The sequence below is a fragment of the Pseudomonas persica genome, assembly GCF_900291015.1.
Classification (GTDB): Bacteria; Pseudomonadota; Gammaproteobacteria; order Pseudomonadales; family Pseudomonadaceae; genus Aquipseudomonas.
On sequence record NZ_OLKL01000039.1, the window covers coordinates 64,668 to 88,535 of the forward strand.

At 63.2% G+C, this 23,868-nt stretch carries 20 protein-coding genes; 13 read left to right on the plus strand and 7 right to left on the minus strand.

Translation table 11 applies throughout. From position 1 onward, the window contains the following. Positions 1-4: 4 nt before the first annotated feature. From crcB to FQ664_RS18650, 4 genes are all read right to left on the minus strand, one after another. Positions 5-379 (minus strand): fluoride efflux transporter CrcB, encoded by a 375-nt coding sequence (gene crcB, locus FQ664_RS18635; protein WP_144173988.1) that lies wholly within the window; start codon positions 377-379, stop codon positions 5-7. Beyond that, positions 376-1,701, minus strand: coding sequence for a replication-associated recombination protein A (locus tag FQ664_RS18640; RefSeq protein ID WP_144173990.1), 1,326 nt, complete (start codon positions 1,699-1,701; stop codon positions 376-378). The genes crcB and FQ664_RS18640 overlap by 4 nt, the downstream gene beginning before the upstream one ends. 12 nt (positions 1,702-1,713) lie before the next feature. Next, a complete protein-coding gene (gene lolA / locus FQ664_RS18645) occupies positions 1,714-2,349 on the minus strand; it encodes an outer membrane lipoprotein periplasmic chaperone LolA (protein WP_144173992.1) in 636 nt (211 codons plus the stop codon). Positions 2,350-2,411: 62 nt separating this feature from the next. Next, positions 2,412-4,964 (minus strand): DNA translocase FtsK, encoded by a 2,553-nt coding sequence (locus FQ664_RS18650; RefSeq protein WP_474707149.1) that lies wholly within the window; start codon positions 4,962-4,964, stop codon positions 2,412-2,414. A gap of 322 nt (positions 4,965-5,286) precedes the next feature. On the opposite strand from FQ664_RS18650, the gene aat reads away from it, so the two are divergent. The 3 genes from aat (at position 5,287) to infA (ending at position 7,052) form a co-directional block, all read left to right on the plus strand. Beyond that, positions 5,287-5,967, plus strand: a complete 681-nt coding sequence (gene aat / locus FQ664_RS18655; RefSeq protein ID WP_144173994.1) for a leucyl/phenylalanyl-tRNA--protein transferase — start codon at positions 5,287-5,289, stop codon at positions 5,965-5,967. Positions 5,968-6,023: 56 nt separating this feature from the next. Then, the gene (locus FQ664_RS18660) at positions 6,024-6,731 is read left to right on the plus strand and encodes an arginyltransferase (RefSeq protein ID WP_085621932.1); all 708 of its coding nucleotides are present in this window, start codon (positions 6,024-6,026) and stop codon (positions 6,729-6,731) included. Positions 6,732-6,833: 102 nt separating this feature from the next. Next, entirely contained in the window at positions 6,834-7,052 is a 219-nt protein-coding gene (infA, locus tag FQ664_RS18665) for a translation initiation factor IF-1 (protein WP_002553999.1), read from the plus strand. Positions 7,053-7,135: 83 nt separating this feature from the next. Here infA and clpA read toward each other — a convergent pair whose 3' ends face one another. Together clpA and clpS are read right to left on the minus strand one after the other, a co-directional pair. Further along, positions 7,136-9,406: an ATP-dependent Clp protease ATP-binding subunit ClpA gene (gene clpA, locus FQ664_RS18670; protein WP_144173996.1), complete on the minus strand. Its 2,271-nt coding sequence runs from the start codon at positions 9,404-9,406 to the stop codon at positions 7,136-7,138. A 30-nt stretch (positions 9,407-9,436) separates the two neighbouring features. Beyond that, the gene (clpS, locus tag FQ664_RS18675; RefSeq protein ID WP_013973290.1) at positions 9,437-9,799 is read right to left on the minus strand and encodes an ATP-dependent Clp protease adapter ClpS; all 363 of its coding nucleotides are present in this window, start codon (positions 9,797-9,799) and stop codon (positions 9,437-9,439) included. 230 nt (positions 9,800-10,029) lie between these two features. On the opposite strand from clpS, the gene cspD reads away from it, so the two are divergent. Beyond that, positions 10,030-10,284 carry a cold shock domain-containing protein CspD gene (gene cspD, locus FQ664_RS18680; RefSeq protein ID WP_144173998.1) on the plus strand — a complete coding sequence of 85 codons (255 nt, stop codon included), beginning with the start codon at positions 10,030-10,032 and terminating at the stop codon, positions 10,282-10,284. A gap of 73 nt (positions 10,285-10,357) precedes the next feature. On the opposite strand, the gene icd is transcribed toward cspD, so the two are convergent. Next, positions 10,358-11,614 carry an NADP-dependent isocitrate dehydrogenase gene (gene icd / locus FQ664_RS18685; RefSeq protein WP_144174000.1) on the minus strand — a complete coding sequence of 419 codons (1,257 nt, stop codon included), beginning with the start codon at positions 11,612-11,614 and terminating at the stop codon, positions 10,358-10,360. A 504-nt stretch (positions 11,615-12,118) separates the two neighbouring features. Between icd and FQ664_RS18690 the strand changes: the two genes are divergently transcribed. The 9 genes from FQ664_RS18690 to FQ664_RS18740 all read left to right on the plus strand — a co-directional run bounded on the left by FQ664_RS18690 (position 12,119) and on the right by FQ664_RS18740 (position 23,729). Beyond that, on the plus strand, positions 12,119-14,344 hold the full coding sequence (locus tag FQ664_RS18690) for an NADP-dependent isocitrate dehydrogenase (protein ID WP_144174001.1): 2,226 nt from the start codon (positions 12,119-12,121) through the stop codon (positions 14,342-14,344). 191 nt (positions 14,345-14,535) lie between these two features. Continuing rightward, positions 14,536-14,976, plus strand: coding sequence for an NUDIX hydrolase (locus tag FQ664_RS18700; RefSeq protein ID WP_144174003.1), 441 nt, complete (start codon positions 14,536-14,538; stop codon positions 14,974-14,976). Between the two features lie 59 nt (positions 14,977-15,035). Further along, positions 15,036-16,160 carry a tRNA 2-thiouridine(34) synthase MnmA gene (gene mnmA / locus FQ664_RS18705; protein WP_075045646.1) on the plus strand — a complete coding sequence of 375 codons (1,125 nt, stop codon included), beginning with the start codon at positions 15,036-15,038 and terminating at the stop codon, positions 16,158-16,160. Then, entirely contained in the window at positions 16,157-16,783 is a 627-nt protein-coding gene (hflD, locus tag FQ664_RS18710; RefSeq protein ID WP_144174004.1) for a high frequency lysogenization protein HflD, read from the plus strand. The genes mnmA and hflD overlap by 4 nt, the downstream gene beginning before the upstream one ends. Positions 16,784-16,984: 201 nt before the next feature. Then, positions 16,985-18,355 carry an adenylosuccinate lyase gene (gene purB / locus FQ664_RS18715; RefSeq protein WP_144174005.1) on the plus strand — a complete coding sequence of 457 codons (1,371 nt, stop codon included), beginning with the start codon at positions 16,985-16,987 and terminating at the stop codon, positions 18,353-18,355. 81 nt (positions 18,356-18,436) lie between these two features. Then, positions 18,437-19,603, plus strand: coding sequence for a ribosomal protein uL16 3-hydroxylase (locus FQ664_RS18720; protein ID WP_144174006.1), 1,167 nt, complete (start codon positions 18,437-18,439; stop codon positions 19,601-19,603). Beyond that, positions 19,596-20,024 (plus strand): GNAT family N-acetyltransferase, encoded by a 429-nt coding sequence (locus tag FQ664_RS18725; protein ID WP_144174008.1) that lies wholly within the window; start codon positions 19,596-19,598, stop codon positions 20,022-20,024. The genes FQ664_RS18720 and FQ664_RS18725 overlap by 8 nt, the downstream gene beginning before the upstream one ends. Before the next feature lie 227 nt (positions 20,025-20,251). Further along, positions 20,252-22,207 (plus strand): DNA topoisomerase III, encoded by a 1,956-nt coding sequence (locus tag FQ664_RS18730; RefSeq protein ID WP_144174160.1) that lies wholly within the window; start codon positions 20,252-20,254, stop codon positions 22,205-22,207. Between the two features lie 232 nt (positions 22,208-22,439). Then, on the plus strand, positions 22,440-23,729 hold the full coding sequence (locus FQ664_RS18740; protein WP_144174009.1) for an NAD(P)/FAD-dependent oxidoreductase: 1,290 nt from the start codon (positions 22,440-22,442) through the stop codon (positions 23,727-23,729). The last annotated feature ends 139 nt before the right edge of the window (positions 23,730-23,868 follow it).

Below are 23,868 nucleotides of genomic sequence, written 5' to 3' on the forward strand. Positions count from 1 at the left end.
TGGTTCAGAATCGGGTCAGGGACAGGCCGGCCCAGGTCGCGAGCAGCCCGCCCACCACGCTGATACCGGTATAGCCCAAAGCCAGGGGCACTTGCCCGCTTTCCAGCAGGCGTACGGTATCCAGCGAAAAGGAGGAAAAAGTCGTCAGGCCGCCGAGGAAACCGACGATCAGCCCGGCGCGCAGCTCGACCGGCACGATCGGCTTGTGCAGGAACAGGCCATAAAGCAGGCCGATCAGCAGGCAGCCAATCAGGTTGACCGCCAGCGTACCGAGATAGAAGTGCCGTGGCCAGTGGGTAGCCACCCAGTTGGTGGCAGCAAAACGCAACAAGGTACCGGCAATACCGCCCGCGCTGACGGCGGCAATCAGTGCAATCACGGCTTTCTCCGTTGGCGGGGGCTGTTGCGGTCAAGGTCGGCCAGGTGGCGCAGCTTCTCGCCAATCTTCAGCTCCAGGCCGCGGGGCACCGGCTGGTAGTACTGGCGCGGCTCGAGCTCATCGGGGAAGTAATCTTCGCCGGCGGCATAGGCGTCGGGCTCGTCGTGGGCATAGCGGTACTCGTCGCCATAGCCCAACTGCTTCATCAGCTTGGTCGGGGCGTTGCGCAGGTGCAGCGGCACTTCCAGCGAGCCATGCTCGGCAGCCTCGCGCAGGGCGGTCTTGAAGCCCATGTACACCGCGTTGCTCTTCGGTGCACAGGCGAGATAGGTGATGGCCTGGGCCACCGCCAGTTCGCCCTCGGGGCTGCCCAGACGCTCTTGCACATCCCAGGCCGCCAGGCACAGGCTGAGCGCGCGCGGGTCGGCGTTGCCGATGTCTTCGCTGGCCATGCGCACCACGCGACGGGCGATGTACAGCGGGTCACAGCCACCGTCGAGCATGCGCGCAAACCAGTACAGGGCGCCATCGGGGTTGGAGCCACGCACCGATTTGTGCAGCGCGGAAATCTGGTCGTAGAACGCCTCGCCGCCCTTGTCGAAGCGGCGACGGCTGTCACCGAGCAGGCTCTGCAGCATCTCGATGTCGATCTCGCTGCCGTCTTCCGCCAGGTCCGAGGCGTTCTCGAGGAAGTTGAGCATACGCCGGCCATCGCCATCGGCGGCAGCCATCAGCATCTTGAACGCGTCGTCGCCAACCCGCAGGTTGCGCTTGCCCAGGCCGCGCTCTTCAGTCAGCGCGCGGTTGACCAGCTTGCGCAGCGCCGCCTCGTCCAGGCTTTTGAGCACATATACCCGCGCCCGCGACAGCAGTGCGTTGTTCAGCTCGAACGACGGGTTTTCGGTGGTGGCGCCAATGAACAGCAGGGTGCCGTCTTCCACATAGGGCAGGAAGGCATCCTGCTGCGACTTGTTGAAACGGTGCACTTCGTCGACGAACAGGATGGTGCGGCGGCCGTACTGGCCAGCCTGCTGCTTGGCCACCTCGACCGCCTGGCGGATTTCCTTCACCCCGGCCAGCACCGCCGACACCGTTTCGAAGTGCGCATCGCAGAACTGCGCCAGCAACCGCGCAAGGGTGGTCTTGCCTACCCCCGGCGGCCCCCAGAAGATCATCGAGTGCAGCGCACCCTGCTCCAGCGCCTCGCGCAGCGGTTTACCGCGCGCCAGCAGGTGCTCCTGGCCGACGTACTCGTCCAGGTTGGACGGGCGCAGGCGAGCGGCCAGGGGCTGGGCGACAGGTTCGCTTCGAAACAGGTCCATGGCGAGCTCTGGTTACTCCTTGATGACGTCCGCGCCTTCGGGGATGTCGAACTTGAACTTGCTGTCCGGCACCGCCTGGTTGGCTTTCACGCCATTGAACAGGATGTTGGTGCGCTGGCCGACGCTGTCGATCAGTTGCATGTCGTTGATCAGGCCCTTGCGGAACGACACGCGCAGCGAGTCGAACAGGGTGTCCTTGGTCTTCGGCTTGAGGGTGAAGTCCATCACTTCGCCCTGCTCCTTCGAGCTGATGTCGAAGCTCTGGCTGATCTTCGACACATCACCGGACAGCAGCAGCGCCGGGGTCTGGTTCAGGCGCTGGTCGAGCTTCTTGATGGTGGCCTGCTCCAGGTCCGGGTCCCACAGGGTGACGTTCCTGCCGTCGGAGACCACCACCTGCTCCTGCGGTGCATCGGTGTGCCAGTAGAACAGGCCCGGGCGCTTGACGGTCATCTTGCCGGAGGTTTCCTGCAGGCTGGTGCCACCGGCGTCCAGGGTCAGCTGGGAGAAGTTGGCCTCGATGGTCTGCGACTTTTCCAGCAATTGGGTCAGGCGTTGTACATCTTGCTCACCGGCATAAGCCGAAACGGTAGCCGACACAGAAGCCGCGGCCAGGGCAGAAACCAACAGCATGCGAATCGCGCGCATGGGAGTCCTCATCGAGCATTGAAAAGACCGGGCGCCACCGTTGGCGCCCGGCAAGGTGTTCATCAGTCGCGCGGGCCGCCCGGGGCAATCACTTCCCGCGAGCCGTTGCTGTTCATGGGGGTGACCACGCCGGCCATTTCCATGGCTTCGATCATGCGGGCGGCGCGGTTGTAGCCGATCTTCAGTTTGCGCTGCACAGCCGAGATGGAGGCGCGGCGGCTTTCCAGCACGAACTGCACGGCCTCATCATACAGGGCGTCGCTTTCCGAATCTTCGCCATCGCCACCACCGCCGCCGCCTTCAAAGCCGCTGCCGGCCTCTTCGACACCGTTGAGGATGTCGTCGTTGTAGTCCGGGGCGCCGCGCAGCTTCCACGCTTCCACCACGCGGTGCACCTCGTCGTCGGAGACGAACGCGCCGTGCACACGAATCGGCAGGCTGGTGCCCGGCGGCATGTACAGCATGTCACCGTGGCCCAGCAACTGCTCGGCACCACCCTGGTCGATGATGGTCCGCGAGTCGATCTTGCTCGACACCTGGAACGCCATGCGGGTCGGGATGTTGGCCTTGATCAGGCCGGTAATCACGTCCACCGACGGGCGCTGGGTGGCGAGGATCAGGTGGATACCGGCCGCACGTGCCTTCTGGGCGATACGGGCGATCAGCTCTTCGACCTTCTTGCCGACGATCATCATCATGTCGGCGAATTCGTCGACCACCACCACGATGGTCGGCAGGGTTTTCAGCGCTGGCGGCTCGTCATCCATGCTCTCGCGGCGGTACAGCGGGTCATGGATGATTTCGCCGGCGTCCTCGGCGTCCTTGATCTTGCGGTTGAAGCCGGCCAGGTTACGCACGCCCATGGCCGCCATCAACTTGTAGCGCCGCTCCATCTCGGCCACGCTCCAGCGCAGGGCGTTGGCGGCGTCCTTCATGTCGGTGACCACCGGGCACAGCAGGTGCGGAATGCCTTCGTAGATCGACAGTTCGAGCATTTTCGGGTCGATCATGATCAACCGCGCGTCTTCCGGGCTGGACTTGAACAGGATCGACAGGATCATCGCGTTCACACCCACCGACTTACCGGAACCGGTGGTACCGGCCACCAGCAGGTGCGGCATCTTGGCCAGGTCGGTGATCACCGGCTTGCCGCCGATGTCGTGGCCCAGGGCCAGGGTGACCGGCGATTTCTGCTCGTCGTACTGCGGCGTGGCCAGCACTTCGGAGAAGCGCACCATCTGCCGGTTTTCATTGGGGATCTCGATACCCACGGTAGTCTTGCCGGGAATGACCTCGACCACACGCACACTGGTCACTGCCAGCGAACGCGCCAGGTCCTTGGCCAGGTTGGCGATGCGGCTGACCTTCACGCCGGCGGCCGGCTGGATTTCGTAGCGGGTAATCACCGGGCCCGGGTGGATCGAGTCCACCGTCACTTCCACGCCGAATTCCTTGAGCTTGATTTCCAGCAGCTGGCCGACACCGGCCAGGGATTCCGGGGAGTACTCGATCTTCTTCTGTTCGGCCGGGTCGAGGATGGAGATCGACGGCAAGGTGCCTTCCACCGCGCTGTCGACGAACAGCGGCGCCTGCTTCTCCTTCATCACCCGCTTGCTCGGCTCCGGCGCCTTGGCGGGTGTCGGCGGCACGATCATCGGCGCCGCGACAGGTGGTTCGCGGGAGATTATCGGCTCACGTGCTGCCAGCGACTCGCGTGGTACCACAGGCTCGCGTGCCAGGGTTGGCTCACGTGGCTCGACACGCTGGGCAGGTGCCTCTTCACGCTTGAAGATGCGCTCGCGCAGCGCCGGTTTGGCCGGCTCACGCTTGTCGGCAGCCATCGGCGCGGCCTTGACCAGCACCGGTTCATCCTCGCGCAGCTGCGCCTCCAGGCGCTTGCGCTCGTTGCGTGCTTCCCACCAACGATTGGCGGCGCCCTGTACCAGCTCGAACAGGTCGAGGGTGATCTTGCCGGTCAGGTCCATCACCTTGAACCACGACAGGTCGGTGAACACGGTCAGGCCGAACAGGAACAGGGCAATGAACATCAGCGTGCTGCCCTGCACGTTCAGCAGGTTGCGCGCCAGGTCGCCCAGGCTCTCGCCCAGTGCGCCTCCGGCGGAGAACGGCATGCTCGCCGGCGGATGGAAATGGATATGCGCCAGCGCCGCACCAGACAGCACCAGGAACACCAGACCGATCAGCCGCCAGGAGAACAGCCAGCCGCTCCAGTCCCAGGGCTGGTGGCGTTCGCGGAAGATCTGCCAGGTCTTTATCGCCAGCAACAGCGGGAAGATGTAGGCAAAGTAACCCAGCACCATGAACAGAATGTCGGCGAAGTAGGCACCGGCACGCCCGGCGGCGTTCTGCACCTGGTCGACATTGCTGGTGTGGCTGAAGCCCGGGTCCGACGTGTCGTAGGTCAGCAGCGCCATCCACAGGTACAGGCACAGGGCGCCGACAGCGATCAACGCACCTTCCTTGAGGCGATAATGCAGCTGCTGCCGCCACAGGGGCACGGGCAAGGGAGCTGGAGTTGCGGTGGATTTCTTCAAAACGCGTCTATTCCTGCGCGTGCTGCGCGTCCAATAGTGATCGGCCGACGGTGCGGCCAATGAACCACTACTTTTAACATTACTGCCCGCCCACTGCCATGACGGCACGCCGTAAGGAGCTTGAGTGGGGGCGACTTTCGTATACCTGCAATTTGAGCACGCATTGTCTTCTGTGACAAAGGCTTATGCTGTGTTTTTGCACAGGTGTGACAGCAAATGTAGCGGATGGTGCCTGCGGTTTCATGAATGTGTAGGAAATTGTCTACTTTCATCGCCTGCGCCGGCCTCATCGCGGGCTCGCCCGCGAAGAGACCAAAGAGATTGACCCTGCTTTGCACCCGCGCCATGCTGCCCTCTCCCCTCCCCCACCGCACGAAAGACCATGCTCACCTGGCTGACCCGCGACTCGCTGACCTTCCCGCCCCTGGAAAAGGCCCTGCACGACCCCAACGGCCTGCTCGCCGCCGGCGGTGACCTGAGCCCCGAGCGTCTGGTGCAGGCCTATCGCCATGGCTGCTTCCCCTGGTACCAGGACGGCCAGCCGATCCTCTGGTGGTCACCCGACCCGCGCACGGTACTGTTCCCGGACCAGCTGCACGTGTCGCGCTCGCTGGCCAAGCTGATGCGTCAGGGCCGTTACCAGGTCAGCTTCGACACCGACTTCCCGGCGGTGATCGCCGCCTGCGCCGCGCCACGTGACTACGCCGACGGCACCTGGATCACCGACACCATGCGCGCCGCCTACTGCGAACTACACCGGCGCGGCATCGCCCATTCGGTGGAGGTGCGCCAGGACGGCGAGCTGGTCGGCGGCCTGTATGGCCTGGCCATGGGCCAGCTATTCTTCGGCGAATCGATGTTCAGCCGCGCCGACAACGCCTCCAAGGTCGGCTTCGTGAGCCTGGTCAACCACCTGCGCCAGGCCGGCTTCGTCCTCATCGACTGCCAGATGCCGACCAACCACCTGCACAGCCTGGGCGCCCACGCCATCAGCCGCGCCGAGTTCGCCAGCTACCTGGCACGCCACCTCGACCAACCCAACAGCGCCACATGGCTTCCCTAGGCGAGTTCCCATAGCTGGCTTACACTTAAAGCAAAGTCTCACCGAGGGGGTTGATCATGACAGAGTTGGCGCGGTTGAAGTTCTATGCCACTCAGCCCCACTCCTGCAGCTACCTGCCCGACGAACAGGCAACCACGCTGTTCCTCGACCCCAGCCAGCCGATGGACGTGCACGTGTACGCCGACTTGTCGGAAATGGGCTTTCGTCGCAGTGGCGACCACCTGTACCGCCCGCACTGCCAGAACTGCAATGCCTGCGTGCCGGCACGCATCCCGGCGGCGCGCTTCATCCCCAACCGCCAGCAACGGCGCATCCTCAAGCGCAACGCCGACCTGACCGTGAGCGCGGCACGCCCGGCGTTCAAGGAAGAATACTTCGAGCTGTACCGGCGCTATATCGAAACACGCCACGCCGACGGTGACATGTACCCGCCCAGCCGCGACCAGTTTTCCACTTTCCTGGTACGCGACCTGCCGTTCTGCTGGTTCTACGAGTTCCGCCTGGAAGGCCGCCTGATGGCGGTAGCAGTGTGCGACCTGCTGCCCAACGGCCTGTCGGCAGTGTACACCTTCTACGAGCCGGACGAAGAACGCCGCAGCCTGGGCCGCTTCGCCATCCTCTGGCAGATCACCGAAGCCCTGCGCCAGAACCTGGAAGCGGTTTACCTGGGTTACTGGATCAAGAACTGCAAGAAAATGAACTACAAGACGCAGTATCGGCCTATCGAGCTGTTGATAAATCAGCGCTGGGTCACCCTCAACTGAAAGGCATTGGCTTGATACACACTTTTCGGGCATAATCCACGCCACTTTTTTGCCCGGTGCGGTTATGCGTCGGGCCAACACTGGATCCGAGGGCTCTACTGCATGTCGAAAGAAGACAGCTTCGAAATGGAAGGCACTGTCGTCGACACCCTGCCCAACACCATGTTCCGCGTGGAGTTGGAAAACGGGCACGTCGTAACCGCGCACATCTCCGGAAAGATGCGCAAGAACTACATCCGTATTCTCACTGGCGACAAGGTCCGCGTCGAACTGACGCCCTACGACCTGAGCAAGGGCCGCATCACTTACCGTGCGCGTTAAGCTCAAGCCATGAAAAAGCCCGGCATGTGCCGGGCTTTTTTGTGCCTTCAAGATTGCAGGGGGCCGCCTTGCGGCCCCAGCCATCATGCAACCTCAGCCGTGGTTTCAAAGTCGAACACCAACTCGCCATCGCGCAGGTCGACGTGCACCACGCCACCATGCTCGGCCAGCTCGCCAAACAGGATCTCCTCGGCCAGCGGCCGCTTGATCTTGTCCTGGATCAACCGCGCCATCGGCCGCGCGCCCATCTGCACGTCGTAGCCCGAGGCCGCCAGCCAGCCGCGTGCATCATCGCTGACTTCCAGCAGCACACGTTTGTCTTCCAGCTGCGCCTGCAGTTCGATAAGGAACTTGTCGACGATGCTCTTGATCGTCTCGTGGCTCAGGCGGCCAAACTGGATGATGGTATCCAGGCGGTTGCGGAACTCCGGCGTGAAGCTCTTGCGGATGACTTCCATGGCATCAGACGCATGGTCCTGATGGGTGAAGCCGATCGAGGCCCGCGCGGCGGTTTCTGCGCCAGCGTTGGTGGTCATGATCAGGATCACGTTACGGAAGTCGGCCTTGCGCCCGTTGTTGTCGGTCAGGGTACCGTGATCCATCACCTGCAGCAGCAGGTTGAAGACTTCCGGATGGGCCTTCTCGATTTCGTCGAGCAGCAATACGCAGTGTGGTTGCTTGGTGATCGCCTCGGTCAGCAAGCCACCCTGGTCGAAGCCAACATAACCAGGTGGCGCACCGATCAGGCGCGACACGGTGTGGCGCTCCATGTACTCGGACATGTCGAAGCGCACCAGCTCCACGCCCAGTGCCTTGGCCAGCTGCCGCGCTGCTTCGGTCTTGCCGACGCCGGTCGGGCCGGCGAACAGGAACGAACCAACGGGCTTGTCTGGCGACTTGAGGCCGGCACGGGACAGCTTGATGGCGGTAGCCAGCGAATCGATCGCCTGGTCCTGACCAAATACGGTCAGCTTCAGGTCACGCTCGAGGTTGCGCAACAGCTCCTTGTCGGAGCTGGTGACGTGCTTCGGCGGAATCCGCGCGATCTTGGCGACGATGTCTTCGACCTGCGGCACGTCGATGCGCTTGACGCGGTTGGCCTCCGGCTGCAGGCGCTGGTAGGCACCGGCTTCGTCGATCACATCGATGGCCTTGTCCGGCATGTGCCGGTCGTTGATGTAACGCGAGGCCAGCTCGGCAGCGGCACGCAGGGCTTCGTCGCTGTACTCGATGTTGTGGTGGCTTTCGAAGCGCCCTTTCAGGCCACGCAGGATGCCCACGGTGTCTTCGACCGACGGCTCGCTGACATCGACCTTCTGGAAGCGCCGCGCCAGGGCACGGTCCTTCTCGAAGATGCCGCGGAACTCCTGGAAGGTGGTCGAACCGATGCAACGGATTTCACCGGACGACAGCAGTGGCTTGAGCAGGTTGGACGCATCCATCACCCCGCCCGACGCCGCACCGGCACCGATGATGGTATGGATTTCGTCGATGAACAGGATTGCCTGCGGGCGCTTGCGCAGCTCGCCCAGCAGCGCCTTGAAGCGCTTCTCGAAGTCGCCACGATATTTGGTACCGGCCAACAGTGCGCCGAGGTCGAGGGAATACACCACGCTCTGCGCCAGCAGGTCGGGCACCTGGCCATCGACGATGCGCTTGGCCAGGCCTTCGGCGATGGCGGTCTTGCCCACGCCAGCCTCACCCACCAGCAGCGGGTTGTTCTTGCGCCGACGGGCAAGAATCTGCGCCACGCGCTCCACTTCCTGCTCGCGGCCTACCAGCGGGTCGATACGGCCGGCACGGGCCAGCTCGTTCAGGTTGCTGGCATAGGCATCCAGCGGGTTGCTCGAAGAGGTAGTATCGCCGCCCTCTTCGTCCTGCATTTCCTGGTCGCTTTCGGAATGCGAACCATGGCCCGGCACCTTGGAGATGCCATGGGCGATATAGTTGACCACGTCGATGCGGGCCACGCTCTGCTGCTTGAGCAGGAACACGGCCTGGCTTTCCTGTTCGCTGAAGATCGCCACCAGCACGTTGGCACCGGTGACTTCACGCTTGCCGGAGCTTTGCACGTGGAACACGGCACGCTGCAGTACACGCTGGAAGCCCAGGGTCGGCTGGGTTTCGCGGTCTTCGTCGTTGACCGGGATCAGGGGCGTGGTGGAATCGATGAACTCTTGCAGGTCGTGCTTGAGCTTGTCGAGATTGGCGCCACAGGCGCGCAGAACGGTCGCGGCAGCCTCATTGTCAAGGAGTGCCAGCAGCAGATGTTCGACGGTCATGAACTCATGACGCTTCGAACGAGCCTCCTTGAAGGCCAGATTGAGGGTGACTTCGAGCTCGCGGTTTAACATAGCTTCACCTCATACCCAAGTGGTCGGCGATTAACCGTCCTTCTCGATTTCACAGAGTAGCGGATGCTGGCTTTCCCTGGCGTATTGGTTGACCTGCATAGCCTTTGTTTCGGCGATGTCACGGGTAAACAATCCGCACACTGCCCGCCCTTCGGTATGGACGGTCAGCATGATCTTGGTCGCCAGCTCGCGGTTCAGATTGAAGAACGTCTCGAGCACTTCGACGACGAAATCCATTGGCGTGTAGTCATCGTTGAACAAAACCACCTTGTACATCGGTGGCGCCTGCAGGATCGGCTTGGCTTCCTGAACTGCAAGACCTGAGCCGTCGTCCTCATTCGATTGCGGGCGATCCTGATTGAATGTTAGTCGAATCTCACTAGGTGCATGCATGGAAAGAATTTCATCATGAGCGACAGGTTAAGGTTGTGGGTTGACTGCGAAGGGCACGGCCAGCGCAGGCGCCGGGCGACCTTGACTATCGGCAAAACGGTGTTACAACCAATAAGAACCCACCGTGGTCGATAAAGATCCGCGCAGTCAACCAGATTTTTCGCATGGTTCGTATGCGGATGAAGTGGATGATACTCCAGTGATGGAGTCCTTTGCAGAGGGACATAGGGATGGCAAGCGGTAAAGTCAAGTGGTTCAACAATGCCAAGGGCTACGGATTCATCAATGAAGAGGGCAAGACTGACGACTTGTTCGCTCATTATTCAGCCATCCAGATGGACGGGTACAAGACGCTCAAAGCCGGCCAGGCCGTGAGCTTCGACATCGTCCAGGGCCCCAAAGGCCTCCACGCGGTGAATATCAGCAGCGCCACTGCCACCACAGCCGTGAGCGCACAGCAAACCGGCAGCACTGCCGATGCCTGATTAGCCGCGCCGTCTGCCGGTATACGAAAAAACCGGCCGCTTCCTTACCGGAAGCGGCCGGTTTTCCATTGCCTTACATATGCTTGATCATTTCATCGCCAAAGCCTGAACTGCTCACCAGCCTGGCGCCGTCCATCAGGCGCTCGAAGTCATAGGTCACGGTCTTGGCGGCAATCGCGCCGTTGGTGCCCTTGATGATCAGGTCGGCCGCCTCGGTCCAACCCATGTGCCGCAGCATCATCTCCGCCGACAGGATCACCGAGCCCGGATTGACCTTGTCCTGCCCGGCATATTTGGGCGCGGTGCCGTGGGTGGCCTCGAACATGGCCACGGTGTCGGACAGGTTGGCACCCGGCGCAATGCCGATACCGCCCACTTCCGCCGCCAGGGCATCGGACAGGTAGTCACCGTTGAGGTTGAGGGTGGCGATCACGTCGTACTCGGCCGGGCGCAGCAGGATCTGCTGCAGCATGGCGTCGGCGATGGCGTCCTTGACGATGACCTCGCGGCCGCTCCTGGGGTTCTTGAACTTCATCCACGGGCCGCCATCGAGCAACTCGGCACCAAACTCGTCGCGTGCCACTTCATAACCCCAGTCCTTGAAGGCACCCTCGGTGAATTTCATGATGTTGCCCTTGTGCACCAGGGTCAGCGACTCGCGGTCGTTGTCCACCACATACTGCAGGGCCTTGCGCACCAGGCGCTTGGTGCCCTCGCGGGACACTGGCTTGATGCCAATGCCGCAGTCCTGGTCAAAGCGGATCTTGGTAACACCCATTTCCTCCTTGAGGAACTTGATCACCTTGTTCGCCTCGGGCGAACCGGCCTTCCACTCGATACCGGCATAGATGTCCTCGGAGTTCTCGCGGAAGATCACCATGTCCACATCGCCAGGTTTTTTCACCGGGCTGGGCACGCCCTGGAACCACAGTACCGGGCGCAGGCACACATACAGGTCGAGTTGCTGGCGCAAGGCCACGTTTAGCGAGCGGATGCCACCGCCCACCGGGGTAGTCAGCGGCCCCTTGATCGACACCACGTAATCACGCACGGCATCGAGGGTTTCCTGTGGCAGCCAGGTGTCCTGATCGTACACCTGGGTGGCTTTTTCACCGGCGTACACCTCCATCCAGGCGATCTTGCGCTTGCCGCCGTAGGCCTTTTGCACGGCGGCGTCGACCACTTTGATCATTACCGGCGAGACATCGACGCCAATCCCGTCGCCCTCGATATAAGGAATGATCGGGTTGTCAGGAACGTTGAGCGAATGGTCGGCATTGACGGTGATCTTGGCGCCGTCGGCCGGAACCTTGATTTTCTGGTATCCCATGCTTGCACTACTCCGCTGTCGGGTGTGATTGGACATCATGCGATCCACTGAGCCTAAACCACATCTGCCGACGCGCAAGCATGGGAGTTTTGCATTGACGTCACCGGCCCGATCACCGGCAAACCAGCCCCCGCGAAAGCGCGCAGCCATCCTCAGGCCTGCGACAACCCGCCACATTGCCGCTTAGTCTTTGGTCTTATAAGTGGGCCGATATCACTTGGCCTTGCTGATTAGCCCGAATGGTTTGGTATACTGCGCCGCGACCGAAGGGTCATTGGGGCGATCCCTTGGAAAAATGCGGACCGCCCTTGGCCATGAATGGACACAAAGCCTGGCCACGAAGCCTGGACTGTTACCGCAGCTCAGCACTTGACGCTCGACTGATGCATCCACCATCACCGCTCGCAGCCTCTCGACTTTCCGCTTATGGCGCTGCCAGGGCGATGCGCCTACCCTGCGCACCACGAGACTCGAGCACGCTCAGCACACAGAGAGTTAACCCGCATGCCCACCCGTTCCAAGATCATCTATACCTTCACCGACGAAGCCCCCGCCCTCGCCACTTACTCGCTGCTGCCGATCATCGAAGCGTTCACCGCTTCGGCTGACATCGCCGTCGAAACCCGCGACATCTCCCTGGCTGGCCGCATCCTCGCCGCCTTCCCGGAGCAACTGGGCGCAGAGAAGCAAGTAGGCGATCACCTGGCGGAACTGGGCCAGCTGGCTACCACCCCTGAAGCCAACATCATCAAGCTGCCGAACATCAGCGCCTCGGTACCGCAGCTGAAAGCCGCGATCAAGGAACTGCAAGGCAAGGGCTTCAACATCCCGGACTACGCTGACGAGCCGGCCACCGCGCAAGAGAAAGAATCCCGCGCCCGCTACGACCGCATCAAGGGCTCCGCCGTGAACCCGGTACTGCGCGAAGGCAACTCCGACCGCCGCGCGCCGCTGTCGGTCAAGAACTACGCCCGCAAGCACCCGCACAAGATGGGCGCCTGGGCTGCCGACTCCAAGTCGCACGTTGCCCACATGACCCAGGGCGACTTCTACGGCAGCGAGAAAGCTGCACTGATCGAAGCTGACGACAGCCTGCGCATCGAGCTGGTCGGCAAAGACGGCAGCACCACCGTACTGAAAGAAAAGACCGCGGTAAAAGCCGCCGAAGTCATCGACTGCGCCACCATGAGCCGCAAGGCCCTGAAAGCCTTCATCGCCGAGCAGATCGCCGACGCCAAGGCCTCCGGCGTGCTGCTGTCGGTGCACCTGAAAGCCACCATGATGAAGGTCTCCGACCCGATCATGTTCGGTGTCATTGTCGAAGAATTCTACAACGACGTGCTGGCCAAGCACGCCGCCGCGCTGGCTGAAGTAGGCTTCAACGCCAACAACGGCATCGGCGACCTGTACGCCCGCATCAAAGACCTGCCAGCCGACAAGCAGGCCGAGATCGAAGCCGACATCCAGGCCCTGTACGCCCAGCGCCCGGCCCTGGCCATGGTCAACTCCGACAAAGGCATCACCAACCTGCACGTACCGAGCGACGTCATCGTCGACGCCTCGATGCCGGCCATGATCCGTGACTCGGGCAAGATGTGGAACGCCGCCGGCGAACTGCAAGATGCCAAGGCGATCATCCCGGACCGCTGCTACGCCGGCATCTACCAGGCCACCATCGAAGACTGCAAGGCCAACGGCGCCTTCGACCCGACCACCATGGGCAGCGTACCTAACGTCGGCCTGATGGCACAGAAGGCCGAAGAGTACGGCTCCCACGACAAGACTTTCCAGATCAAGGCCGACGGCGTCGTGCGCGTGGTCGACAGCAAGGGCAGCGTGGTGCTGGAGCAGAACGTCGAAGCCGGTGACATCTTCCGCATGTGCCAGGTCAAGGACGCGCCGATCCAGGACTGGGTCAAGCTGGCCGTCAACCGCGCCCGCCTGAGCAACACGCCGGCAGTGTTCTGGCTGGACCCGGCCCGCGCCCACGACGGCGTGATGATCGAGAAGGTGCAGAAGTACCTGAAGGATCACGACACCACTGGCCTGGACATCCGCATCCTGGCACCGGTCGACGCCATCAAGTTCTCCCTGGCCCGCATCCGCGAAGGCAAGGACACCATCTCGGTGACCGGCAACGTGCTGCGTGACTACCTGACCGACCTGTTCCCGATCATGGAACTGGGCACCAGCGCCAAGATGCTGTCGATCGTACCGCTGATGAGCGGCGGTGGCCTGTTCGAAACCGGCGCCGGCGGTTCGGCACCGAAGCATGTGCAGCAGCTGGTGGAAGAGAACTTCCTGCGTTGGGACTCGCTGGGTGAATTCCTGGCCCTGGCCGCTTCCCTGGAGCACCTGGGCAACACCTACGACAACCCGCGCGCCAAAGTGCTGGCCAACACCCTGGACCAGGCCACTGGCAAGTTCCTCGACACCAACAAGTCGCCGTCGCGCAAAGTCGGTGGTATCGACAACCGCGGCAGCCACTTCTACCTGACCCTGTACTGGGCCCAGGCCCTGGCTGCGCAGAACGACGACGCTGCCCTGCAGGCACGCTTCGCACCACTGGCCAAGACCCTGACCGAGAACGAGGAGACCATCGTCGCCGAGCTCAACGCCGTCCAGGGCAAGCCGGCCGACATCGGTGGCTACTACGCCCCGGATGCCGAGCTGACTGCCAAGGTGATGCGCCCAAGCCAGACCCTGAACAGCGCCATTGCCGCCCTGTAAGGTTCGCTTGAAGTAACAGTACAAACCCCGGCCACGCACCGGGGTTTGTGCTTTCTGGACAAACGATTTCTGGCCGCCAGCGCGGCCCCTGTGGGAGCGGGTTTACCCGCGAATGCGATGGCGAATCCACTGACGCATTCGCGGGCAAACCCGCTCCCACAAGGGCTGTGCAGGCCCCTAAGGAGCTGTTCATGACCTGGCAACCCCACATCACCGTCGCCACCATTGTCGAGCAAGACGGTAAATTCCTCTTCGTCGAAGAATTCAAGGCTGGCCAGCACGTCTTCAACCAACCCGCCGGCCACCTCGAACCGGACGAGACCCTGCCCCAGGCCGCCCTGCGCGAAACCCTCGAAGAAACCGCCTGGGAAGTCGAGCTCACCGGGGTAGTCGGCATCTACCTGTACACCGCCCCGAGCAACGGCGTGACCTACCAGCGCATCTGCTTCGCCGCCCGCCCCGTGCGCCATCACGCCGACCTGGCGCTGGACAGCGACATTGTTCGCGCCGTGTGGCTGACCCGCGACGAACTGCTGGCCGACCCCGCCCGCTGGCGCAGCGAGCTGGTGCCACGCTGCCTCGACGACTACCTCAAAGGCCCCCTGCACAGCCTCGACCTGCTGCGCGACTGACGCGCCGCCGCAGGTTTGATAGAATCGGCGTTTTTCCCCCTTGATACACACCGGTAACCATGACCAGCCCAGCACTCAAAGACCCCGCCAAGACCCGCGTCATCGTCGGCATGTCCGGCGGCGTGGACTCTTCCGTCTCCGCCCTTCTGCTCATGGAGCAGGGCTACCAGGTGGAAGGGCTGTTCATGAAGAACTGGGAAGAAGACGACGGCACCGAATACTGCACCGCCCGTGAAGACCTGGCCGACGCCCAGGCCGTGTGCGACCGCATCGGCATCAAGCTGCACACCGCCAACTTCGCCGCCGAATACTGGGACAACGTGTTCGAGCACTTCCTTGAGGAGTACAAGGCCGGCCGTACGCCCAACCCCGACATCCTCTGCAACCGCGAAATCAAGTTCAAGGCGTTCCTCGACTACGCCCTGTCGCTGGGTGCCGACCTGATCGCCACCGGCCACTACGTACGCCGCCGCGACACCGGCGAGCTCACCGAACTGCTCAAGGGCCTGGACCCGAACAAGGACCAGAGCTACTTCCTGCACGCCGTCGGCGGCAAGGAAATCGCCCGCACCCTGTTCCCGGTTGGCGAGCTGGAAAAGCCCGAAGTACGCGCCATTGCCGAAAAGCACGGCCTGGCCACCGCCAAGAAGAAGGATTCCACCGGCATCTGCTTCATCGGTGAGCGCCGCTTCAGCGACTTCCTCAAGCAGTACCTGCCGGCCCAGCCAGGCAACATCGAAACCACCGACGGTGAAGTGATCGGCCGCCACCACGGCCTGATGTACCACACCATCGGCCAGCGCCAGGGCCTGGGCATTGGCGGCCTGAAGGACGCCGGCGACGAGCCGTGGTACGTGCTGCACAAGGACCTGACCCGCAACGTGCTGGTGGTCGGCCAGGGCAACGAACACCCGTGGTTGTTCTCCCGCGCCCTGCTGGCTTCGGAAATTTTCTGGGTCAACCCGGTAGACCTCGGCAGCCCGCGCCAACTCACTGCCAAGGTGCGTTACCGCCAGAGCGACCAGCAGTGCACCCTGGAGCTTACCGAAAGCGGTTACCGCGCAGTGTTCGACGAGCCGCAGCGCGCCGTTACCCCAGGCCAGTCGGTGGTGTTCTACGACGGCGAAGTGTGCCTGGGCGGCGGCGTGATCGAAGCCGCCGAGCCGTGGAGCCCGCGCGCATGAGCAAGCTGCAGGAGCAGTTGATTGCGTTGGGCGGTGTGTTCCAGGCCGCTGTATTGGTCGACCGCATCGCCCGCACCGGCCAGGCCAGCGAGGCCAACATCGGCTGCATGCTGGGCAGCCTGCTGGTTCGTGACCCCAAGGACACCCTGGAGGTGTTCGGCGGTGACGACCTGAACCTGCGCGACGGCTACCGCGCGCTGGTCGGCGCGCTGGAGCGCGACCCCAGCAGCCTGCAGCGCGAGCCGCTGCGCTACGCCCTGTCGATGCTGGGCCTGGAGCGCCAGCTGAACAAGCGCGGCGACCTGCTCGACACCATCGGCAACCGCCTGCCGCAAATCCAGTCCCAGGCCGAGCATTTTGGCCTGGTTCACGAAAACGTCATCGCTTCCAGTGGAGCCTTGTACCAGGACACCCTGAGCACCTTGCGCCAGCGCATCCAGGTACACGGCGACATGCGCTTCCTGCAGCAGGCCAGCAACGCCTCGAAGATCCGCGCCCTGCTGCTGGCCGGCATCCGCGCCGCACGCCTGTGGCGTCAGCTGGGCGGGCACCGCTGGCAGCTGGTGTTCAGCCGGCGCAAGTTGCTCAACGAACTGTACGACATGATGCGTTCGCCTTCCTGACAGGCGACACCCAACCCTGTGGGAGCGGGTTCACCCGCGAATGCGATGCTGGATCTACCGACGTATTCGCGGGTAAACCCGCGCCCACAAGGGCCGCGACACGTTTTTAATGGCCCGACCTTTGGTCAGCCACCAGACTCGGGCGCAATTTTCATGTATGATATGCGCCCTTCCAAAAGCCTGACTGTCCGAGAACACCCCATGCAGCTCTCTTCGCTCACTGCGGTTTCCCCTGTAGACGGCCGTTATGCCGGCAAAACCCAGGCCTTGCGCCCCATTTTCAGCGAATTCGGCCTGATCCGTTTCCGCGCCCTGGTCGAAGTGCGCTGGCTGCAGCGCCTGGCCGCCCACCCGCAGATCGGCGAAGTGCCGGCGTTCTCCGCCGAAGCCAATGCCCTGCTGGACAGCCTGGCCACCGACTTCAAGCTCGAGCACGCCGAACGCGTCAAGGAAATCGAGCGCACCACCAACCACGACGTCAAGGCGATCGAATACCTCCTCAAGGAGCAGGCCGCCACGCTGCCTGAGCTGGCCAAGGTCAGCGAATTCATCCACTTCGCCTGCACCAGCGAGGACATCAACAACCTGTCCCACGCCCTGATGCTGCGTGCCGGCCGTGACGAAGTGCTGCTGCCGCTGATGCGCCAGATCGCCGATGCCATCCGCGCCCTGGCCCACGCCCACGCCGACGTGCCGATGCTGTCGCGCACCCACGGCCAGCCGGCTTCGCCGACTACCCTGGGTAAAGAGCTGGCCAACGTCGTGTACCGCCTGGAGCGCCAGATCGCCCAGGTTGCCGCCGTGCCGTTGCTGGGCAAGATCAATGGCGCCGTGGGCAACTACAACGCCCACCTGTCGGCCTACTCGCAAATCGACTGGGAGCAGAACGCCCGCGCCTTCATCGAAGACGAGCTGGGCCTGCAGTTCAACCCGTACACCACCCAGATCGAACCGCACGACTACATCGCCGAGCTGTTCGACGCCATCGCCCGCTTCAACACCATCCTGATCGACTTCGACCGCGATGTGTGGGGCTACATCTCGCTGGGCTACTTCAAGCAGAAGACCGTTGCCGGCGAAATCGGCTCGTCGACCATGCCGCACAAGGTCAACCCGATCGACTTCGAAAACTCCGAAGGCAACCTGGGTATCGCCAACGCGCTGTTCCAGCACCTGGCCAGCAAGCTGCCGATCTCGCGCTGGCAGCGTGACCTGACCGACTCCACCGTGCTGCGCAACCTGGGCGTGGGCTTTGCCCATAGCGTCATCGCCTACGAAGCCAGCCTGAAAGGCATCGGCAAGCTGGAAGTCAACGAAGCCCGCATCGCCGCCGACCTGAACGCCTGCTGGGAAGTGCTGGCCGAGCCGATCCAGACCGTGATGCGCCGCTTCAATATCGAAAACCCCTACGAGAAGCTCAAAGAGCTGACCCGTGGCAAGGGCATCACCCCGGAAGCGCTGCTGACCTTCATCGACGGCCTGGACATGCCAGCCGACGCCAAGGCCGAGCTCAAGCAGCTGACCCCTGCCACCTACATCGGCAACGCGGCAGCACAGGCCAAACGCATCTAAGCTGACCGTCGCGTTCAACGCCCGGCCTGGCCGGGCGTTTTTATTCCCGGACGAAAATTACATTTTTTCAATAGGTTGAACATGAATCCTGATACTCCACTGCAGCTGCTCGGCGGCATCTCGGCCCGCGAATTCATGCGCGACTACTGGCAGAAGAAGCCGCTGCTGGTGCGCCAGGCATTCCCGGACTTCATCAGCCCGATCGACCCCGACGAGCTGGCCGGCCTGGCCCTGGAAGAGGAAGTAGAGTCGCGTATCGTGCTCGAGCACGGCGCGCACCCTTGGGAGCTGCGCCGCGGCCCGTTCACCGAAGACACCTTCGCCGAGCTGCCGGAAAAGGACTGGACCCTGCTGGTGCAGGCTGTCGACCAGTTCGTCCCGGAAGTGGCCGAACTGCTGGAAAACTTCCGCTTCCTGCCCAGCTGGCGCATCGATGACGTGATGATCAGCTTCGCCGCCCCCGGTGGCAGCGTCGGCCCGCACTTCGACAACTACGACGTGTTCCTGCTGCAGGGCCACGGCCAGCGCAACTGGAAAATCGGCCAGATGTGCAGCAGCGACAGCTCACTGCTGGAGCACGCCGACCTGCGCATCCTCGCCGAATTCGAGCAGAGCGATGAGTGGACCCTGGAGCCGGGTGACATGCTCTACCTGCCACCGCGCCTGGCCCACTACGGCGTGGCCGTGGACGACTGCCTGACCTACTCGGTCGGCTTCCGCGCGCCAAGCGCCGCCGAAGTGCTGACCCACTTCACCGATTTTCTCGGCCAGTTCCTGCCCGACGAAGAGCGCTACAGCGACGCCGACGCCCAGCCGGTCAGCGACCCGCACCAGATCCAGCACGATGCCCTCGACCGCCTGAAGGCGCTGCTCGACAAGCACATGGGCGACAAGGACCTGCTGCTGACCTGGTTCGGCCAGTTCATGACCGAGCCGCGCTACCCCGAGCAGATCGTCGGTGAAGAGCTGTCCGAGGAAGAGCTGATCGATGCCCTGGAACAGGGCGCCATCCTGATCCGCAACCCGAGCGCGCGCCTGGCCTGGTCGGAATTCGAAGAGGACCTGCTGCTGTTCGCCAGCGGTCGCAGCTGCCCGCTGCCGGGCAAACTGCGCGAGCTGCTGAAGCTGGTTTGCGCGGCCGACGCCCTGCACATCGACAACCTGGGCGAATGGCTGCAGGATGAAGATGGCCTTCTGCTGGTACAGCAGCTGGTCAAACAAGGAAGCCTGGGATTCGCCAATGAATAAGATTCGTGTGCGCCTTGCCGACTGGCACAAGGACAACGCCGACATCCGCCGCATCCGCGAAGCAGTGTTCATTGCCGAACAGCACGTGCCGCCGGAGCTGGAGTGGGACTCGGATGATCCGACCGCCGCGCACTTCCTGGCCCTGGAAGGCGACTACCCGATCGGCACCGCACGCCTGCTGCCTGACGGCACCATCGGCCGGGTCTCGGTGCTGAAGGACTGGCGCGGGCTGAAGGTGGGTGACGCGCTGATGAACGCAGTTATTGTCGAAGCCCAGAACCGCGACCTGAAGCAGCAGATGCTCAGCGCCCAGGTGCAGGCCACGCCGTTCTACGAGCGGCTGGGCTTTCGCGTAGTCAGCGAGGAATTCCTCGAAGCCGGCATCCCGCACGTGGACATGGTGCGCGACTCTCGCGCCTGATCCATAACCTGGACCGGCCCATTCGCGGGTAAACCCGCTTCCACAGGCCCCCACAGCTTCCAGATGCTGTGTGGTCCCTGTGGGAGCGGGTTCACCCGCGAAGAGGCCGGTACAGGCTCAAGACACTTCCCCTGACAAAACCTGTACATCCATCCAGATAAAACTTGCCTCCGCGCCCCCGCTTGCGCATTCTAGTGCCCATCACCCCCGATGAAGCGTCCCCGGCCATGCGCCTGTTCCTCTGCGAAAAACCCTCCCAGGCAAAAGACATCGCCAAAGTGCTCGGCGCCAACCGCAAGGGCGATGGCTGCTGGCAAGGCACCGACGTCTGCGTGACCTGGTGCATCGGCCACCTGCTGGAAACCGCCCCGCCCGACAGCTACGACGAGCGCTACAAGCGCTGGAACCTGGCCGATCTGCCGATCATCCCGGAACAGTGGAAGATGCTGGTCAAGCCCAAGACCGCCAGCCAGTTCAAGGCGGTCAAGCGCCTGCTTGGCGAAGCGCGCGAACTGGTTATCGCCACCGACGCCGACCGCGAAGGCGAAATGATCGCCCGCGAACTGGTCGAGCATTGTCGTTATCGCGGCCCGGTGCAGCGCCTGTGGCTGTCGGCACTGGACGACGCCTCCATCCGCAAGGCCCTGGCACGCCTGCTGCCCGGCCACGAAACCTTCAACTTGTACCATTCGGCGCTGGGCCGCTCCCGCGCCGACTGGCTGATTGGCATGAACATGAGCCGGCTGTTCACCCTGCTGGGCCGGCAATCCGGCTACCAGGGCGTGCTGCCGGTGGGCCGGGTGCAAACGCCCACCTTGCGCCTGGTGGTCGACCGCGACCGCAGCATCGCCGACTTCGTGCCGGTGCCGTTCTGGGCTATCGATGTGCAGCTCGAACACGCAGGCTTTGGCTTCAACGCCCAGTGGCGTGCCGCCGAAGACGCCTGCGACGATCAGGGCCGCTGCCTGAACCAGGCCCTGGCGCAGCAGGCTGCCGCCGACATTGGCAATGCCGGCACTGCCCGGGCCGTCAAAGTGGCCACCGAGCGCGTGCGTGAAGCCGCGCCCCTGCCCTTCGACCTGGGCACCCTGCAGGAGCTGTGCTCGAAAAAGTTCGGCCTCGGCGCCCAGGAAACCCTCGACATCGCCCAGGCACTGTACGAAACCCACAAACTGATCACCTACCCGCGCAGCGACTGCGGCTACCTGCCGCAAAGCCAGCACGCCGAAGCGCCGGCCATCCTCGCTGCCTTGCAACGGGCCGATGCCAGCCTGGCACCACTGCAGCCCTACCTCGAGCCGCAGCGCCGCTCACGGGCGTGGAACGACGCCAAGGTCAGCGCCCACCATGGCATCATCCCCACTGCCGCCGCCAGCGACCCGTCGCGCCTGCCGGCCAAGCACAAGGCGGTGTACACCCTGATCCGCGCCCGCTACCTGGCGCAGTTCCTGCCCAACCACGAGTACGACCGTACCCAGGCCGACTTCGACTGCGCCGGCCATGCCCTGCGCGCGGTAGGCAAGCAGATTGTCGAACCAGGCTGGCGCCGCGCCCTGCCCGAAGCGCTGACCCCGGCCAAGGGCCGTGAAGCGCCACCGGCCCAGGTGCTGCCAGCGCTGCGCGAAGGCCAGGGCTGCAGCGTGCAGGGCCTGCAACTGAAAGACCTGTGGACCCAGCCGCCCAAGCCGTTTACCGAAGGTGACCTGATCAAGGCAATGAAGAACGTCGCCAAACTGGTGGATGACCCGCGGCTGAAGCAGAAGCTCAAGGAAACCACCGGCATCGGCACCGAAGCCACCCGCGCCAGCATCATCCAGGGCCTGCTTGACCGTGGTTACCTGGTAAAGAACGGCAAGGCACTGTCCGCCACGCCTGCGGCCTTCAGCCTGATCGACGCCGTGCCACGCGCCATTGCCGACCCTGGTACCACGGCAATCTGGGAGCAGGCGCTAGACATGGTGCAAAGTGGCGAGATGACCCTGGAAGAGTTCGTCGCCCGGCAGTCGGCGTGGATGGGCAAGCTGGTGGAGCGGTGCAGCGGGATGCGCATGACCATCAGCGGGCCGGCGGCCGGGGCGGCGGCGCCGTGGAAGAAAAAGCGTCGAGGGAGTGGGAAGAGTAAAGCGACTGGCAGCAAGGCTGCCAGCAAGCCGCGGCAGCCCAAGAGAAAAGCTTCAACCTGAGGCTTTTGCACTGTCGTTGAGGCCCTATCGCCGGCAAACCAGCTCCCACAGGTACCACACAGCTTTCAAAACCTGCGCAGGACTTGTGGGAGCTGGCTTGCCGGCGATAGGGCCAGGCCAGGAATACAGAGAATTCAGACAAACCACAAAACCCGACCAATATACTGGCAGCATGAATTTTTCATGCTAAATTTTCATGAAAATAATCAAAATAATTTTCATGAGCCCCTGCATGTTCAAACAATCCGCCCAGCACGTCGCCAGCTACTACGCCCAGACCTACCCCGCCAGCATTCCCCTGCGCCCCACCTTGCAAGGCAGCCACGATACCGATGTACTGATCATCGGCGCCGGTTTCAGCGGCCTGCACACCGCCCTGCGCCTGACCCAGGCCGGCAAGCGCGTGACGCTGCTGGAAGCCAGCCGCGTGGCCTGGGCCGCTTCCGGTCGTAACGGTGGTCAGGCCTTGCTGGGCTGGTCCTGCGATATGCCCCCGCTGGAAAAGGCCCTGGGCGTCGAGCGTACCCAACGCCTGTGGGCCAGCATGTGTTGGGCCGCTGACGAAATGCGCGAACTGCCCGGGCGCCATGGCTTCGACATCGACTACCGGCTGGGCAGCCTGTGGACTGCCGTACTGCCGCGCCGGGTGAAGATGCTCGAAGAAGCCTTGCACGAAGCCGAACACAAATGGGGCTACGATGCCCTGCGCCTGATTGGCCGCGACGAGCTGCCGCAATGGATCGACAGTCCGCGCTACCAGGCCGCGCTGTACGACGCCAAGGGTGCCCACCTCAACCCGCTGAAACTGGCCCAAGGCTTGGCCAGCAGCATAGAAGCAGCCGGCGGACGCATCTACGAACAGAGCCAGGTGCTCAGCTACCAACAGGCTGGCGAAGGCTATGTCGCCCGTACTGACCGTGGCGAAGTTCGCTGCCAGGTATTGGTGCTGGCCTGCAACGCCTACATCGACCGCCTCGACCGCAAGCTGTCACGCCGCCTGCTACCTGTCGGCTCCTACCAGGTGGCCACCGCACCACTGGACGCCGACTTCGCCCGCTCGCTGCTGCCACGTAACAGTTGCGTGATCGACAACCAGTTCGTACCCGACTACTTCCGCCTGACCCCAGACCACCGCCTGCTGTTCGGTGGCGGCTGCACCTATTTGGGCGGCATTCCCAAAGATGTCGCCAGCGCTACCCGCCCCTATCTGGAGCGGGTGTTCCCGCAGCTGGCCGGGGTGGCCATCGACTATGCCTGGGGTGGCCATATCGACTGCAGCATGCAGCGCACTCCGGACGTGGGCTGCGAGGGCCAGCGCTATTGGCTGCAGGGGTTCTCCGGCCACGGCGTGCTGCCGACCCTGGCGGCGGCGCGGGCGGTCAGCGATGCCATCCTCGGTGACAACGACCTGCTGACGCTGTACCAAAGTATCGACAACGGCCGCTTCCCCGGCGGCGATCTGCTGGCGGCACCGCTGGAAGCCGCAGCCAAAGCCTGGTACCGGCTGCGCGACCGCGTCTGAAAGGGCGTTTGTATCGCCTGTGCAGGCCTCTTCGCGGGTGAACCCGCAAAGAGGCCTGCACAGGCGATACAACTTCCCGATACCCGCCAAAATCCCTCCTATTCTCAATAGCTCCCTTCGGTGCCTGCAACAGGAGACA

Excerpts from the sequence above, each read along its gene's own strand:
- FQ664_RS18640 (WP_144173990.1), bottom strand. The coding sequence starts at position 1,701 with ATGGACCTGTTTCGAAGCGAACCTGTCGCCCAGCCCCTGGCCGCTCGC.
- infA (WP_002553999.1), top strand. The coding sequence starts at position 6,834 with ATGTCGAAAGAAGACAGCTTCGAAATGGAAGGCACTGTCGTCGACACC.
- purB (WP_144174005.1), top strand. The coding sequence starts at position 16,985 with ATGCAGCTCTCTTCGCTCACTGCGGTTTCCCCTGTAGACGGCCGTTAT.
- FQ664_RS18725 (WP_144174008.1), top strand. The coding sequence starts at position 19,596 with ATGAATAAGATTCGTGTGCGCCTTGCCGACTGGCACAAGGACAACGCC.
- aat (WP_144173994.1), top strand. The coding sequence starts at position 5,287 with ATGCTCACCTGGCTGACCCGCGACTCGCTGACCTTCCCGCCCCTGGAA.
- clpS (WP_013973290.1), bottom strand. The coding sequence starts at position 9,799 with ATGCATGCACCTAGTGAGATTCGACTAACATTCAATCAGGATCGCCCG.
- icd (WP_144174000.1), bottom strand. The coding sequence starts at position 11,614 with ATGGGATACCAGAAAATCAAGGTTCCGGCCGACGGCGCCAAGATCACC.
- FQ664_RS18720 (WP_144174006.1), top strand. The coding sequence starts at position 18,437 with ATGAATCCTGATACTCCACTGCAGCTGCTCGGCGGCATCTCGGCCCGC.
- clpA (WP_144173996.1), bottom strand. The coding sequence starts at position 9,406 with ATGTTAAACCGCGAGCTCGAAGTCACCCTCAATCTGGCCTTCAAGGAG.
- cspD (WP_144173998.1), top strand. The coding sequence starts at position 10,030 with ATGGCAAGCGGTAAAGTCAAGTGGTTCAACAATGCCAAGGGCTACGGA.
- mnmA (WP_075045646.1), top strand. The coding sequence starts at position 15,036 with ATGACCAGCCCAGCACTCAAAGACCCCGCCAAGACCCGCGTCATCGTC.
- lolA (WP_144173992.1), bottom strand. The coding sequence starts at position 2,349 with ATGCGCGCGATTCGCATGCTGTTGGTTTCTGCCCTGGCCGCGGCTTCT.
- FQ664_RS18660 (WP_085621932.1), top strand. The coding sequence starts at position 6,024 with ATGACAGAGTTGGCGCGGTTGAAGTTCTATGCCACTCAGCCCCACTCC.
- hflD (WP_144174004.1), top strand. The coding sequence starts at position 16,157 with ATGAGCAAGCTGCAGGAGCAGTTGATTGCGTTGGGCGGTGTGTTCCAG.
- FQ664_RS18740 (WP_144174009.1), top strand. The coding sequence starts at position 22,440 with ATGTTCAAACAATCCGCCCAGCACGTCGCCAGCTACTACGCCCAGACC.
- FQ664_RS18700 (WP_144174003.1), top strand. The coding sequence starts at position 14,536 with ATGACCTGGCAACCCCACATCACCGTCGCCACCATTGTCGAGCAAGAC.
- FQ664_RS18730 (WP_144174160.1), top strand. The coding sequence starts at position 20,252 with ATGCGCCTGTTCCTCTGCGAAAAACCCTCCCAGGCAAAAGACATCGCC.
- FQ664_RS18690 (WP_144174001.1), top strand. The coding sequence starts at position 12,119 with ATGCCCACCCGTTCCAAGATCATCTATACCTTCACCGACGAAGCCCCC.